At 39.4% G+C, this 14,755-nt stretch carries 13 protein-coding genes; 8 read left to right on the top strand and 5 right to left on the bottom strand.

The features are described 5' to 3' along the window. Positions 1-37 precede the first annotated feature (37 nt). The 4 genes from IL355_RS06525 to IL355_RS06510 all read right to left on the bottom strand — a co-directional run bounded on the left by IL355_RS06525 (position 38) and on the right by IL355_RS06510 (position 5,214). On the bottom strand, positions 38-1,999 hold the full coding sequence (locus tag IL355_RS06525; protein WP_192461382.1) for a protein-disulfide reductase DsbD family protein: 1,962 nt from the start codon (positions 1,997-1,999) through the stop codon (positions 38-40). After that, positions 1,999-3,303, bottom strand: coding sequence for a tRNA lysidine(34) synthetase TilS (tilS, locus tag IL355_RS06520; RefSeq protein ID WP_192461381.1), 1,305 nt, complete (start codon positions 3,301-3,303; stop codon positions 1,999-2,001). Before tilS ends, IL355_RS06525 begins: the two co-directional genes overlap by 1 nt. 63 nt (positions 3,304-3,366) lie before the next feature. After that, the gene (locus tag IL355_RS06515) at positions 3,367-4,668 is read right to left on the bottom strand and encodes an anthranilate synthase component I family protein (RefSeq protein WP_192461380.1); all 1,302 of its coding nucleotides are present in this window, start codon (positions 4,666-4,668) and stop codon (positions 3,367-3,369) included. A 12-nt stretch (positions 4,669-4,680) separates the two neighbouring features. Beyond that, on the bottom strand, positions 4,681-5,214 hold the full coding sequence (locus IL355_RS06510) for an NADPH-dependent FMN reductase (RefSeq protein ID WP_192461379.1): 534 nt from the start codon (positions 5,212-5,214) through the stop codon (positions 4,681-4,683). 140 nt (positions 5,215-5,354) lie between these two features. On the opposite strand from IL355_RS06510, the gene IL355_RS06505 reads away from it, so the two are divergent. After that, on the top strand, positions 5,355-6,542 hold the full coding sequence (locus IL355_RS06505; protein ID WP_192461378.1) for an acyltransferase family protein: 1,188 nt from the start codon (positions 5,355-5,357) through the stop codon (positions 6,540-6,542). Between the two features lie 72 nt (positions 6,543-6,614). On the opposite strand, the gene lpdA is transcribed toward IL355_RS06505, so the two are convergent. Continuing rightward, complete coding sequence (lpdA, locus tag IL355_RS06500) at positions 6,615-8,021, bottom strand: dihydrolipoyl dehydrogenase (RefSeq protein WP_192461377.1); 1,407 nt, start codon at positions 8,019-8,021, stop codon at positions 6,615-6,617. A 134-nt stretch (positions 8,022-8,155) separates the two neighbouring features. On the opposite strand from lpdA, the gene nhaC reads away from it, so the two are divergent. From nhaC to IL355_RS06465, 7 genes are all read left to right on the top strand, one after another. Beyond that, positions 8,156-9,643: a Na+/H+ antiporter NhaC gene (nhaC, locus tag IL355_RS06495; protein WP_192461376.1), complete on the top strand. Its 1,488-nt coding sequence runs from the start codon at positions 8,156-8,158 to the stop codon at positions 9,641-9,643. Positions 9,644-9,885: 242 nt separating this feature from the next. Beyond that, positions 9,886-10,530, top strand: coding sequence for a peroxiredoxin (locus tag IL355_RS06490; protein ID WP_192461375.1), 645 nt, complete (start codon positions 9,886-9,888; stop codon positions 10,528-10,530). A 73-nt stretch (positions 10,531-10,603) separates the two neighbouring features. Beyond that, entirely contained in the window at positions 10,604-10,918 is a 315-nt protein-coding gene (locus IL355_RS06485) for a thioredoxin family protein (protein WP_192462098.1), read from the top strand. After that, complete coding sequence (locus IL355_RS06480; protein WP_187457388.1) at positions 10,899-11,156, top strand: DUF6952 family protein; 258 nt, start codon at positions 10,899-10,901, stop codon at positions 11,154-11,156. The genes IL355_RS06485 and IL355_RS06480 overlap by 20 nt, the downstream gene beginning before the upstream one ends. A gap of 130 nt (positions 11,157-11,286) precedes the next feature. Next, positions 11,287-11,793 carry a thiol peroxidase gene (gene tpx / locus IL355_RS06475; RefSeq protein ID WP_192461374.1) on the top strand — a complete coding sequence of 169 codons (507 nt, stop codon included), beginning with the start codon at positions 11,287-11,289 and terminating at the stop codon, positions 11,791-11,793. After that, positions 11,786-12,154: a diacylglycerol kinase gene (locus IL355_RS06470; RefSeq protein ID WP_192461373.1), complete on the top strand. Its 369-nt coding sequence runs from the start codon at positions 11,786-11,788 to the stop codon at positions 12,152-12,154. The genes tpx and IL355_RS06470 overlap by 8 nt, the downstream gene beginning before the upstream one ends. Positions 12,155-12,372: 218 nt before the next feature. Then, complete coding sequence (locus IL355_RS06465) at positions 12,373-14,745, top strand: DNA translocase FtsK (protein WP_192461372.1); 2,373 nt, start codon at positions 12,373-12,375, stop codon at positions 14,743-14,745. Positions 14,746-14,755 lie beyond the last annotated feature (10 nt).

Genomic DNA, 14,755 nt, shown 5'->3' with positions numbered 1-14,755 from the left:
TGTACAGTTTAATTATTTGTAATATTTGAGCCTGTAATCAAGGCAGTTTGGCCAGCCCTTGTTTCAACCATTTTTCATAGGTTTCGGCATCTGTATATTGCACGGCCTCATTTAAAATTTCCATATTTGGCGAAAGCAAAACATAATAGGGTTGCGATGCCGCATTAAAATTAATGGTCTGGAACGTACCCCATTTCTGCCCTATGGTCTCTATACTTTTTACCCTTCCTGATTCAAACTTAAAATTGAATTGCTGATCTTCCGGAAGTTCTTTTCGGTCATCCACATAAAGTGAAATTAAAATGTAATCTTCATTGATGATAGAAAAAATATTGGGTTCGCTCCAAACGTTTTCTTCCATCTTACGGCAGTTGACACAGGCCCAACCCGTAAAATCCAATAGAATAGGTTTATTTGTTTTCTTAGCCACTTCCCACCCGGTATTAAAATCTTTATAGCATTCCAAACCAAGCGGGCAGTCGCTTTCCGTTTCAAAAACACTATAAAAAGAAGGTGGTGGAAAACCGCTCAACATTTTTAAGTTTGAAATAGTAAACAAGCCAAGTATTAGATACACTGAAATTCCCGCACTGGCTACACCAAGGGTTATTCTAGGTACAGAAAGTTTTTGCTTTGGCCCGTCATGCGGAAAACGAAAAATTCCAAAGAGATACAAGGTCATCAATACGAACAACACAACCCAAATTCCTAAAAAGATTTCCCTTTTTAAAATTCCCCAGTTGCCTACCATATCGGCATTGCTTAAAAATTTTAGGGCCAAGGCCAATTCCAAAAATCCAAGAACCACTTTTACGGTATTCATCCAGCCACCTGACTTAGGTAACGAATTGAGCCAAGCCGGAAAGAGGGCGAACAATGCGAAGGGCAGCGCCAATGCCAAGCCAAATCCGGTCATACCAGCGCTCAGGTTAAAAGCCACATCGCCTTCTTCCAAAACTGTACTCCCCAGCAAACCGCCCAATATAGGCCCGGTACATGAAAAGGATACAATAGCCAAGGTAACCGCCATAAAAAAGATTCCAATTCCTCCACCTATTTTTGCGGAAGCTGCATCCATTTTATTGGCCCAAGAACTTGGTAAGGTCAACTCATAGTACCCAAAAAATGAAAACGCAAAAAAGATAAAAACCAGAAAGAAAACTAGGTTCAACCAAATGTTTGTAGCTATCGTGTTAAGTATTTGTGAATCAACCGAATCGAACAAGTGAAAAGGCAGGCTTAACAAAAAATAGATAAGCACGATAAAGAAACCGTACAAAAGTGCATTTGCTATACCTTTTGAACGCTTTTCCGAGTGTTTGGTAAAGAAAGACACGGTCAACGGAATCATTGGAAATACGCACGGAGTCAACAGGGCGATAAGACCACCAAGAAAACCCAATCCAAAAACCATCCATAAACCTGAACCTGATTCTGAAACTTCCCCAGCCCCCCTTAAAAGCTCTTTGTTTTTTAAATCTAGCTGAAGTGAGGAAGCCAATCCTTTGCTTCTATCATCTATTACCTTTTCTTCTTTAACAGCTACCCCCCCATCCAGAACAAAGGTAAAATCATGGTCCACGGGAATACAAACCTCCTTACAGACCTGATAAAACAGATTGACATCAATTTGATTAACTCCGGGGTCAAGTAGTTTGATTTTTTGAGTAAAAACCGCCTTTTCCTTAAAAAACGTCTCATCTACCTCAAATATGTCACTATACTCTGTAATGGTTTCACTTTCAGTGGTTGGCCCCACCAATTCATAGTCCGTACCAGCCTTTTTATAGATAAACTCACTGGGAAGGGAACCACCCTCGGCTGTATTTTGAGAATATACATGCCAACCTTCATAAATAATCGCTTTAATGATAAGCTCATATTCAGTTTCTGACATCTTGTTTACCTCCGTTTCAAAAGCAACTGGCTTCTCATCCGTTTGAGAAAAAACAGGTAAAAAACTAAATAACAATGAAATAAATATCAATATCTTATGCATTAATTTAAACTAAATTTTAAAATTTCCGTAGTTGAATCTGTAACTTTAAATCGGTCATCCCCCCTTAAACCTACTATCCAAACTACCTTATTGCCGGAGCAAAGAAGCCACTGTTTTTCCTTTTCAAACCGACTTAACTTTTCATCCTTAAAAAATTTGGATACTTTTTTCTTTCCCTTCATCCCGAACGGATAAAAATAGTCGCCATTTTTCCATCGCCTTACTTCCAAGGGATACTTTAACGAATTTTTATCGACATAAAGTATGTTAGCATCTCTCTCCTGTATTTCCCTTACTAATTCCATCTTCAAGGATATCGGCTCGGAGATTAAATGCACACCCTCATGTATCAAATAGCTATTACTCCCTTTGTCATCTATTTTAGTCAAAATAAGATGCTCCCGATCCCTTAATAAACGATGGGATTTAGATTGTAGTTCTTTACCGGAACCCGACTTTGTAAGTTGAACTAAATCCCTGATTGTGGTAAAACCATATTCGTTAAAAAGATGGTACAAATACCCTTCTAAGGGATGTAAATTAAGTAAATTCTCTACTTTTATTTTGACATCTTCCCGTTCCACTATAAATAACTTTTTCTTTAGATAAGATATCCTATCGTTCAATATATCAGCAGATTGATTTAAAAAAAATTGAGTCTTTTTAAAATTCTCCAAAAAGGAAGGGTTAAGGTCTTTTAACAAGGGGGCCAAATCATGCCTTATTTGGTTGCGCAGGTATTTGGTCTCTTTATTACTGGCATCTTCCCTCCAAGAAATAGCGTATTGTTTTGCAAATTCTAAAATTTCAATTCTAGAAAAAGGAAGTAGTGGTCTAGATATTGATTCCGTTTTCTCAGGAATTCCAGTTAGACCTTCCAAACCTGTACCCCGAGAAAGATTGATTAAAAAGGTCTCAAGGTTATCGTCTGCATGATGAGCCGTTACCAAGGTTTCCAAGCGCTCTTCTTCCATAACCTTTGCAAACCAATTGTACCTCAACTCTCTAGCACCTACTTGAAGTGATACTTTATTTTTATTTATATAACCAATTGTATCAAAACTAGTTGAAATAAATTTTATTTTATTTGAGGTAGCAAAATCCCTTACCAGTTTTTCATCCCCATCACTAGCCTCTCCTCTAAGTTTAAAATTGCAGTGGGCCAATACAAAAGGTAATCTTAATTTGTAGAATAAAGAGGCCAAGACCATACTATCCACACCACCACTGCAAGCCAACAAGGAAGACTTATTTTTTAAATGCGGAAAGTTAATTTCAATATGATTTTTGAAGGCCTCGAACATGGCGGCAAAGATACAAAAGATAGCAGAGCCTAATTTTTTATTTAGCTTTTGAAGATTGCTGGATCAGCCATTTTCCAATACATGTCTCATTGCCTTCGCTTTCAATAAACATTCTTCATACTCTTTTTCAGGTATGGCCTTTGCGGTTATGGCACTACCTACTGAAAAAGACACGTATTTTTTGGAATCCTGGTAGACAATACTCCGTATTACTACATTGAAATCAAAATTTCCATCCGGATCAAAATAACCTACGGCACCGCTGTACAATCCCCTTTTAAAGTTTTCATGGGACTCAATCAGTTTCATTGCGGATATTTTTGGGGCTCCCGTCATACTCCCCATGGGAAAAGAATCCCTAAGAATGGCTACGGGACTTCCCCCTTTTTTCATTTGAGCTGATACCGTAGAGACCATTTGATGCACTTGCTCGTAGGTATATATTTCGCAAAGTTCCTCTACCGTCACCCCTCCCTTTACGGCATGTTTGGCCAAATCATTACGCACTAGATCAACGATCATTATGTTTTCGGCACGCTCTTTTTCATCCTCTCGTAATTTTCTTTTAAGCTCTTCATCTTCCAAAAAATCCTTGGAGCGTTTGGCAGTACCCTTTATGGGTTGGGAAATTACCTCATCACCTCTCTTTCTCAGATATCTTTCCGGAGAAGCACTAAGTAAATAGTTGTCCCAAATTTTTAAATAACAGGCAAAAGGAGCTTTAGAAATGCTATTGAGACGCTTGTAAGTTGATAAAGCATCTAAATGGGTATTTTCAGCAAAGAACTCCTGACAAAAGTTGGCCTCGTAAATATCTCCTCGGTGAATGTGACTTAGAAGCGAACTGACTTGCTTAAAATATTCATCTTTGAACATTCTAAGTTTTATATGAACATCATTTTTGACCTCCAAAGCTTTATCCTTCTCAAGCCGAATTCCACTAATTACCTCAAAATCGGAAAGAAGTTCATCTTCCACAACCTTTAAGTAACTAAAATGGATTTGGCCCGCTTTGACCCAAATGAGCTTTTTGGGCTGAAAAAAGCACATCTCTGGAAAACCTGCACCGTCATGGTTTTTTGAGCAAAGATTTTCTTGGTCGTTTTTTAAATCATAGGAAAGATATCCAAAAATCCAATCGTTGGTTTCCCTTCTATATTCTTCCAGCTTCTGAAATGCGTTTTCATAATCGGTTTTTATAGATGTTAGGGCGTCCGCAGCCATTAGGACCTCAAAAGAACTATAATCAGATACATGATTATTGCTATCCAACCAAAGTACCTCCTCATATTGTCTGGACCAATGAAGAAGTTGATCCTTGAATTCTTGCGTTTTCTTTAGCGAGAATGTTCTGGTACTACGCAAAAAAGGAAATTTTTATAATTTACCAAGAAAGGATTCTAGGGCCTCTTTGTGTTTCTGTGCCAAATCCGAATCCAAAATTTTCTTCCCATCGCCTAAATTTTCTTTAAAAAGCGGGAGTGTAAAAGTAGATACCACCTCAGCACCAAAACGGGGCAATAGATTCTGAATAACAGCAATGGCGCCAATACCTCCACGCTTGCCAGAGGCTGTAGACATCAAAAGAACCGGTTTGTCCTGCATAAAATTACGCTCTAACCTCGAAAGCCAATCCAAAAGATTTTTAAAGTAAGCTGAGGGATTACCGTTATGTTCGTTTACGGAGATAATTAGTCCATCAGCGGCACTAATATCATCTTTGAGCTCGATCATGGAGTTGGAATATCCATTCTCCTTTTCAAAATCCTCGCTGTACATGGGAAACGGAAAATTGGCCAAGTTCAATAACTGTACATCATGGTCTTTTATATCCTCAACCGTGTGTTTTACTAATTTGTAATTAATGGATCGGGAAGAATTGCTTCCCGCAAATGCTAAAATCTTAGCCATAATGAAGGTAAATATGTGATTTAGCGAAAATATAGCAAATACAATTGATTTGCGAGTATTTTATCTAATTTTGCTCAAGTAAACATCCGAAATAACTGTTTTACAAGTATATAGGATGTTATATAAATCAACATAACTAAGTGCAAAACAAAAAAAACAGACTCTATTTTATTGACGCCATAAGGGCTTGGGCCATACTTATGATGCTACAAGGCCATTTTGTGGACGGGTTACTTTCTATTGATTTTAGAGACGATTCCAATGTTGTTTATTCCATTTGGAAATATTTTAGGGGTATTACGGCCCCTGTATTTTTTACGGTATCTGGGTTTATTTTTACGTACCTACTCATTAAAAGTGATCAAAAAGGTATTCAAAATCCCCGGGTAAAAAAGGGAATTAAACGAGGTTTGGAGCTCCTGTTCTTAGGATATTTGTTACGTACCAACTTTATGGGCTTGTTGCAGGGGCAAATTTATAGTTCCTTTTATCTGGTAGACGTCTTGCATTGCATTGGTCTATCCTTACTTGGGATTATTGGTATCTATCTGCTAACGATCAAAAGAAAACCTTATGTCTTAGGTACCGTTTTGACAGTTATCACTCTCCTGCTATTCCTGTTTGAGCCTTTATATAAACAATTTGGTTTTAGCTTGTTACCAGATGCCATTGCCAATTATTTCACTAAAGCAAATGGTTCTGTTTTTACCATTATACCATGGTTTGGCTATGCCTCAATTGGCGCGGCCCTTTCTTTGGTCTTTACCAGATTTAAATCGGCTACATACTTCTATCAGATAGCTATTCCCTGTTTTGCGATAGTTGGATGGACACTCATTTCGTACTCCTCCCCCTTATTTTTGACTATTTCGGAAATTACAGGTATCACCCTATTTGCCGATGTCTATTACAACAACTATCTATTTATACGACTTGGGGATGTATTTTTGGTGCTGGCCCTATTTATGTTAATGAGAAGATGGATGCAAAACAGCACTATTTTGAAAATAGGTCAGAGTACCTTATCCATTTATGTGATTCATTTTATTGTCCTTTACGGTAGTTTTACTGGCCTAGGACTTTATCGGTTTTTTCACCACGAACTAAATCCTATCATAGTCATACCCGGAGCTGTAGCTTTTATGTTCATCTGTACCTATAGCGCACTTCAATATGAAAAAAACAAAGCCGAGATTCAACTGCAGATTGTAAAGGGATTCCAATTTGCTTTTAACCAGATTGAAATAGGCTCTAAAAGCCTATACGAATCTGCCAAACCGCGATTTAAGCGATTTCTAAGAAGATTTGGCTTGGCTAAATCCAGATGATAAAACCAAATGATATAAAAAACCCCGGCCATGCCGGGGTTTTAAGTTTTAGACCATCTTTATATTTTTGACTTACACATGCAATGCACGGTCTTCCGTTGCAGCTAATGCCGCTTCTTTAACGGCTTCGGCAAAGGTTGGATGCGCATGGCTCATTCTAGAAATATCTTCGGCAGAAGCCCTAAATTCCATGGCAGTAACAGCCTCTGCTATTAAGTCCGCACAACGGGCTCCTATCATATGTACTCCCAAGACTTCGTCCGTTTCTTTATCCGCAAGAATTTTAACAAATCCATCCAAATCCATACTCGCCCTGGACCTACCTAGAGCTCTCATTGGAAATTGACCTGATTTATAGGCAACTCCAGCCTCTTTAAGTTCCTCTTCGGTTTTACCAACTGCCGCCACTTCTGGCCAAGTATAAACTACTCCGGGAATCAAATTGTAATCTATATGAGGTTTTTGCCCTGCCAATTGCTCGGCAACCAAAGTACCTTCTTCCTCTGCCTTATGGGCAAGCATGGCTCCCCGTATGACATCCCCAATAGCATATATATTGGAAGCGGAAGTCTGCAAATGGTCATTGACCTCGATTTTACCTCTTTCATCAATTTTAACACCGGCAGCTTCGGCATTTAAACCTTCAGTAAAAGGTCTTCGGCCAACGGCAACCAAACAATAATCTCCCTTAAACTCAACCTCCTGACCCTTTTTGTCATCGGCCTTCACAATAACTTCGTCACCAATTCTTTCAACGGATTTTACCTTATGTGACAATGCGAATTTTACTTTTTGTTTTTTAAGGACTTTGGTCAACTCTTTGCTCAACGCACCGTCCATGGTTGGGATAATACGGTCCATATACTCCACAACCGTAACATCTGCACCTAACCTCTTGTATACTTGGCCCAGTTCCAAACCAATTACACCACCTCCAATAATGATTAGATGTTTAGGAACTTCCTTAAGTTTTAAAGCTTCAGTAGAAGTGATGATTTTTTCCTTGTCCAACTTTATGAACGGAAGTGTAGACGGCTTACTGCCAGTAGCAATAATGGTATTTTTGGCTTCAATCGTATCAGTAGATTCGTCGGCTTTTTTAATATTGATATGTGTGGCATCCTTAAAACTTCCCACACCTTCAAAGACTTCAATCTTATTTTTGTCCATCAAAAACTCGATACCTTTGGTAGTTTGGTCCACTACGCCCTGTTTACGGGCAATCATTTTCTCCAAATCCACTTTTACCTCTCCCGAAATTTCAATTCCATGGGCATCAAAATGTTTTACGGCATCCTCAAAATGGTGAGAAGAGTCCAAAAGGGCTTTCGATGGAATACAGCCAACATTTAGACATGTACCCCCCAAGGTGCTATATTTTTCGATTATTGCGGTTTTCATACCCAATTGGGCACATCTAATGGCCGCTACATATCCTCCAGGTCCTGAACCGATAATGGCCACATCATATTGACTCATAAGTTTTTCTTTGTTTTAAGATAACAAAATTAAGACTTATTTCTTTTTTGGCGAACCATAAGCCCAATAATACAATCTAGTTGCACAAAGCTGGCTAAAATTGTAATATTACGCTTTAGCAAAAGTTAATATACATGCAGCAAAGTACCGGAGAAGACCACAGAGAGAACGAGAATATAGTAGCAAACAAGGAGTTAAGTATTCTAGAGGCCCTCATTCCCGTAATCGCACTGGTGGCCATGCTGGCATATAATGTGTATGTTTTTGGGGACGATGCGCTGAGTGGATCCAATCAGTTCATTTTATTATTAGGGGGAACGGTCGCTGCCATTGTAGGTTTTTTGAATAAAATCACCTACAAACAGATGATAGCCGAAGTGGCAGAAAATATCCGTTCTACAACGGGCGCCCTGCTTATACTTTTAATGGTAGGTGCGCTGGCAGGTACATGGCTGGTAAGCGGTATTATCCCTGCAATGATCTATTACGGCCTACAAATATTGAATCCGACGATTTTCTTGGCCGCCTGCGTCATCATTTGCGCAATTATTTCGGTAGCTACGGGAAGTAGCTGGACAACTTCCGCCACCGTGGGCATTGCCCTTATTGGTATTGGCGAAGCCTTAGGCGTTTCTTTGGGAATGACCGCAGGGGCCGTGCTTTCAGGGGCTTATTTTGGAGATAAGCTTTCGCCTTTGAGCGATACGACCAATCTAGCACCTGCTATGGCCGGTGGTGAACTGTTCGAGCATATAAAATACATGCTCTACACTACGGTACCAACAATTTTGGTCACCCTTTTGGTTTTTGTAATTATAGGACTGAACATAGAAACCAGTGGAGCGGCAGAGGTAGATTCCCTCCTAAATTCTATTGATGCCACCTTTAACATTAATGGCTGGTTATTTATTGTTCCAATAATTGTCATTTTCCTGATCGTAAAAAAAACCCCTCCCCTAGGTGCATTAATGATTGGCACCCTGTTGGGAGGTTTGTTCGCTTTGATTTTTCAACCGGACATTGTTGCCGGAATAACCAATGCTGACACATTGAATCTGGAATCTGGCTATAAAGGAATAATGAAAGCAATAACCGTAGATATTGCAATACCAACTGACAACGAAGCTCTCAACGACCTATTTTCGGCCAGTGGAATGGCCGGTATGCTTGGAACTATATGGTTGATTGTCTGTGCCATGGTCTTTGGTGGCATTATGGACGGTATTGGTGCCTTGGACCGTATAACCAAATCTTTATTGAGTTTGGCGAAATCTACTTTTGGCTTATTTGCAAGTACCGTTGGTAGTTGTCTGGCATTAAATGTCACGGCATCAGACCAATATCTAGCTATTGTTGTTCCTGGTAAAATGTTCTCAAAGGCCTATGAGGACAAAGGGTTGGCCCCCGAAAATTTGAGCAGAACCTTGGAAGACTCGGGTACGGTAACTTCCGTTTTAATTCCGTGGAATACCTGTGGAGCTTATCATAGCGGTGTTTTGGGAGTTGGCACTGCCGAGTATGCCCTCTATGCTATTTTTAACTGGCTTAGCCCCATAACCACTCTTCTATTTGCGGCACTGGGAATAAAAATCAAACAATTGGCCACCAAAATTTCGCCCTAAAATTATTTCCTGAATTTTTCTTAAAACCTGATTTAGCAAATTGATTTTTTACACCCTATTAAATTATCAATACGGCAAATTACAACACTAATAAATACGTCTTTTTTAACATTCTCCATGTTAGGCTCGCAGCATTCATAAATACTATCTACATATAGGTTTTATTAATGTTTTCAATCATTGCTTATCGGCAATATCCATGTAATTTTGGCTCAAATAGAAATCACAAAAAATTAACTGATATGGCAGTAGTAGGAAAAAAATTTCCAAACCTTAGCGTAAATGCAATGAACGATTTGGGAGACACTTTCAAAATCAATGTTTTGGAAGAAGCCCAAAAAAACAATAAAAAAGTGGTATTGTTCTGGTACCCAAAAGATTTCACATTTGTTTGCCCAACTGAACTTCACGCTTTTCAAGCGGCCTTAGGAGAGTTTGAAAAAAGAAATACCATGGTAATCGGTGCTTCTTGTGACACTGCCGAAGTTCACTTTGCTTGGTTGAACACCGATAAGGACAATGGAGGAATTGAAGGAGTAACTTATCCACTTATTGCAGATAGCAATAGAAACTTGGCCTCAACTTTGGGTATTTTGGATATCACCAATGAAGAGTACGATGAAGAAACGGGCGTAGTTACCGTAGAGGGAGACAACGTAACGTACCGCGCTACCTATCTTATAGATGAGGAAGGTACCGTTTTCCACGAAGGTATCAACCACATGCCTTTAGGTAGAAACGTAAATGAGTACTTACGATTGATCGATGCGTACACGCACGTTCAGGAAAAAGGCGAGGTTTGTCCGGCAAACTGGGAAGAAGGTAAAGAAGCAATGACCGCTGATAGAAAAGGAGTTGCAGAATACCTTGCTACGCACGCCAACTAATTAGAACAACTATTTTAAAAACGCCTTGGTCTTTAGGCCAAGGCGCATTTTACCAATCCTAAACACTTAAATGATGGTAGTTGAATTAGAAAAAGACAATCTACAGGAAATTATAGCCGAGAAAAAAAATGTAGTGGTACAATACTCTGCCGGTTGGTGTGGTAATTGTAGGATCATGAAACCTAAATTCAAGAAGGAAGCAGCGGCTCATGAAGATTTTACTTTTGTTATTGCCGATGCCGAAAAATTTCCAGAAAGTAGAAAGTTAGCTACGGTTGATAACTTGCCTACATTTGCCACCTTTTCCAATGGTGAATTTAAGAATCAGGTTCAGACCAATAAATATGATGTTTTAAAAGACTTGATCAATGAAGTTGCCAGTAATTAAGCATTTGACAAATTTCATTCAAGAAAATGACGAGGACTACGTTATTGAAACGATAGAAACCTTGGAAGCTCTTACGGAAGTATCTTCTTTAAAGGACGAAGAGCTAGATACTATCGGAGAACTTATTTCCAATATGTACGGGGCTATTGAGGTCAACAATTCCATAAAACAAGGAAAACCTCAAAAAGAAGCCTTAAATGAATTTATGCAAAGAGTCATGGGCTCTATAGATTCGTAAAATACATACTATAAAAGATAAAATGGCCGGTAGTTTACAAATTACCGGTCATTGCTATTTTATAACATTATCTTATACCTATTCATCGGTAATTTTTATAATTTCACCATCAATTTAAATTTTATAACAAATGGCTACAGTAACCTTAAAAGGAAACGAAATACATACCCTAGGTAATTTACCTGAAAATGGCAGCGCTGCTCCCGCCTTTAATTTGGTAAAAAGTGATCTTTCTACCGCTTCTTTATCTGATTATGCAGGAAAAAGAGTGGTACTGAACATTTTTCCAAGTGTTGACACCGGTACTTGCGCGCAATCCGTTAGACAATTTAACGAAGAGGCTGCTGAATTGGAGAATACCGTCGTTCTATGTGTTTCTAAAGACTTGCCCTTTGCCCAAGCCAGATTTTGTGGGGCCGAAGGAATTGACAATGTAGAAATGTTAAGCGACTTTAGGGACGGAAGTTTTGGTGAGGCCTATAAGCTTTCTTTTACGGACGGACCTTTGCAGGCATTACTTTCTAGATCAGTGGTGGTATTGGATGAAAATGGGAAGGTCATCTACTCGGAACAAGTTCCAGAAACAGTTGATGCACCCAATTACAAAGCCGCTTTAGAGGCATTGGCCGATGCATAAAGAAGAATCCTTTGTAGAAAACAGAATAAAAAGTGTGGGCTTCGCTTTGCGTGGAGCCCTTCTTTTAATTCGAACGGAAGCTAGCATAAAAATTCAAGTGGGCCTTGCCATACTGGTTACCATTGCCGGATTTTACTTTCAAATATCCCCTACGGAATGGATTCTTCAAGTACTGGCCATTAGTATGGTAGTTGGTGTAGAAGGCGCCAATACGGCCATAGAAAAAATATGCGATTTTGTTCATCCGGAATTTGATAAGCGGATCGGTTTCATCAAGGATGTTTCTGCAGGTGCCGTAATGTTGGTGTCCATTGGGGCCATCATTGTTGGACTTATCATTTATCTTCCAAAAATCTTTTGATAAGATACCTTCACTAAAAACAATATTTCTTTTTCGTTGCAGTTTCTAATTTAAAGATGCCTTTTTTAAATAGAACACCGTATGCACTTTTATTTTCCTAGCGTATTCACAGCTATCGCCTTGATTATACTTCACTTAACATTCGTTGAAAAGACTTTGAGGATTCTTCTTTTCAGAATGTCCGTAATACGTATTTTTGCACCCAGCGTAAAACACTAATGGCGAAGAAGAAAACAACAACCAAGAAAAAACCGGCTTCTAAGAAGGTGAGCTTAAAGCCATCTAAGCAGAATACCATAATTCTGGGCAGTCTTTTGATACTGTTCAGTATGGCTTTGTTCTTTTCCTTTGTATCCTACTATTTTACATGGCAAGATGACCAAAGTCTTTTATCGGAAATTGGGAACCGCAATGAACAGGCCAAGAACCTATTGAATAAATTTGGCGCCGCCGTTAGTCACTTTTTTGTGTATAAAGGTTTTGGATTGGCATCTCTTATCTTTACGGTGCTGCTTTGCATAACAGGCCTTTATCTCTTTTTGAACATGGATAAAAAGGGTCTTCTCAAAAAGTGGATATGGGGGCTTGTTTTTATGATTTGGATTTCGTTGGCACTAGGGTTCGTTGCTGAGACCCAGCCCCTACTAGGTGGTCTGATAGGCTACGAAATGAACGATTTTCTTCAGGATTATACCGGAACCATAGGAACGGTGCTTATACTGCTTTTTGGACTGGTCTTTATTTTGGTTCGTTTCTTTAAACTTACCCCGGAAGGTATAGCAAACGTATTTGCCAAAAAAGAAAAATCGGCACAGAAAAGTACCAAATCCACCTCTTCAAAAGAAAACACAGAAGAAGAAATTCTTTTGGAACCTGAGGACGAAACTCCGGTGGTCATAGATACCTATACCCATAAAAAAGATATTCCCGCACTTAAAAAGGAGGAGCCTGCAACCGATGATTTTGAAGTGACCGTTCCCGTAGAGGAAGAAGAGGAACAGTTGAGTATGGAGGTGGAGAAAATAGTAGAGGAAAAAGAGGAAAAGGATAACATAGCCGACAAACTCGTAGAGGATTTTGGAGAATTCGACCCTACCTTGGAATTGGGCAACTATAAATTCCCAACCATAGAATTGTTGGATCAACATGGTGTTACTGGTGGTATCACCATCAACCAAGAGGAACTAGAGGAAAATAAGAACAAAATTGTAGAGACCCTTAAAAACTACAAAATTGGGATTTCACAGATAAAGGCTACTATTGGGCCAACCGTCACTCTTTATGAAATTGTTCCAGAGGCAGGTATCAGAATTTCAAAAATCAAAAATTTGGAAGATGATATCGCTCTGTCCTTGGCCGCCCTTGGTATCAGGATTATTGCTCCCATTCCTGGAAAAGGAACCATTGGTATAGAAGTACCCAACAAAAACGCAAGCATTGTTTCTATGCGTTCCGTTATTGCTTCCAGTAAGTTCCAAAAAGCCGAGATGCAGTTACCTATTGCTTTTGGAAAAACCATTAGCAACGAGACTTTTGTGGTTGATTTGGCAAAAATGCCCCACCTTTTGATGGCGGGTGCCACGGGACAAGGTAAATCCGTTGGACTCAATGCCGTATTAACTTCCTTACTATATAAAAAACACCCTGCAGAAGTTAAGTTTATCTTAGTTGACCCCAAGAAGGTAGAACTTTCCATCTACAATAAAATAGAGCGGCACTTTTTGGCAAAGCTTCCGGATAGTGAAGAGGCCATTATTACGGACAATGCCAAGGTAATCAATACGCTCAACAGCCTGTGTATTGAAATGGATAACCGCTATGAGTTGCTAAAAACGGCCATGGTTCGTAATCTTAAGGAATACAATGCCAAATTTAAGGCTCGCAAATTAAATCCTAATGACGGTCATAAGTACCTTCCTTATATTGTTCTGGTCATTGATGAGTTTGCAGATTTAATTATGACCGCAGGTAAAGAGGTAGAAACACCTATTGCCCGTTTGGCGCAATTGGCCCGTGCCATTGGTATTCACTTAATTATAGCCACCCAAAGACCTTCAGTAAACGTAATTACGGGTATTATAAAGGCAAACTTCCCGGCACGAATTGCATTCAGGGTAACCTCTAAAATCGATTCAAGAACCATTTTGGATGCTCAAGGTGCGGACCAATTAATTGGACGGGGTGACATGCTTTACACACAAGGAAATGATGTGACACGTATACAATGTGCCTTTGTAGACACCCCAGAAGTTGACAAAATTACCGAATATATAGGCTCTCAGCGAGCATATCCACAGGCGCATGAACTTCCGGAGTACTCTGGGGAAGAGTCTGGCACAAGTATTGATTATGAAATAGCCGATAGGGATGCTATGTTCCGTGAGGCTGCAGAAGTTATTGTTACTGCACAGCAAGGTTCCGCCTCTCTCATCCAAAGAAAATTAAAGCTAGGTTATAACAGGGCCGGAAGAATTATAGACCAATTGGAGGCAGCAGGTATCGTTGGACCTTTTGAAGGCAGCAAAGCCCGTCAAGTATTGGTTTCGGACTTGGTAGCCTTGGACCATTTATTAAGTAATGAAGGATCATAACAAAAAGAAT

The sequence above is a fragment of the Euzebyella saccharophila genome, assembly GCF_014855495.1.
Classification (GTDB): Bacteria; Bacteroidota; Bacteroidia; order Flavobacteriales; family Flavobacteriaceae; genus Euzebyella; species Euzebyella saccharophila.
The sequence above is the reverse complement of the archived record's forward strand: the minus strand, read 5'-3'. Positions and strand labels throughout refer to the sequence as shown.

Coding starts and splice junctions, on each gene's coding strand:
- IL355_RS06525 (WP_192461382.1), bottom strand. CDS start 1,999: ATGCATAAGATATTGATATTTATTTCATTGTTATTTAGTTTTTTACCT.
- tilS (WP_192461381.1), bottom strand. CDS start 3,303: ATGTTCGAGGCCTTCAAAAATCATATTGAAATTAACTTTCCGCATTTA.
- IL355_RS06510 (WP_192461379.1), bottom strand. CDS start 5,214: ATGGCTAAGATTTTAGCATTTGCGGGAAGCAATTCTTCCCGATCCATT.
- lpdA (WP_192461377.1), bottom strand. CDS start 8,021: ATGAGTCAATATGATGTGGCCATTATCGGTTCAGGACCTGGAGGATAT.
- nhaC (WP_192461376.1), top strand. CDS start 8,156: ATGCAGCAAAGTACCGGAGAAGACCACAGAGAGAACGAGAATATAGTA.
- IL355_RS06490 (WP_192461375.1), top strand. CDS start 9,886: ATGGCAGTAGTAGGAAAAAAATTTCCAAACCTTAGCGTAAATGCAATG.
- IL355_RS06485 (WP_192462098.1), top strand. CDS start 10,604: ATGGTAGTTGAATTAGAAAAAGACAATCTACAGGAAATTATAGCCGAG.
- IL355_RS06480 (WP_187457388.1), top strand. CDS start 10,899: ATGAAGTTGCCAGTAATTAAGCATTTGACAAATTTCATTCAAGAAAAT.
- tpx (WP_192461374.1), top strand. CDS start 11,287: ATGGCTACAGTAACCTTAAAAGGAAACGAAATACATACCCTAGGTAAT.
- IL355_RS06470 (WP_192461373.1), top strand. CDS start 11,786: ATGCATAAAGAAGAATCCTTTGTAGAAAACAGAATAAAAAGTGTGGGC.
- IL355_RS06465 (WP_192461372.1), top strand. CDS start 12,373: ATGGCGAAGAAGAAAACAACAACCAAGAAAAAACCGGCTTCTAAGAAG.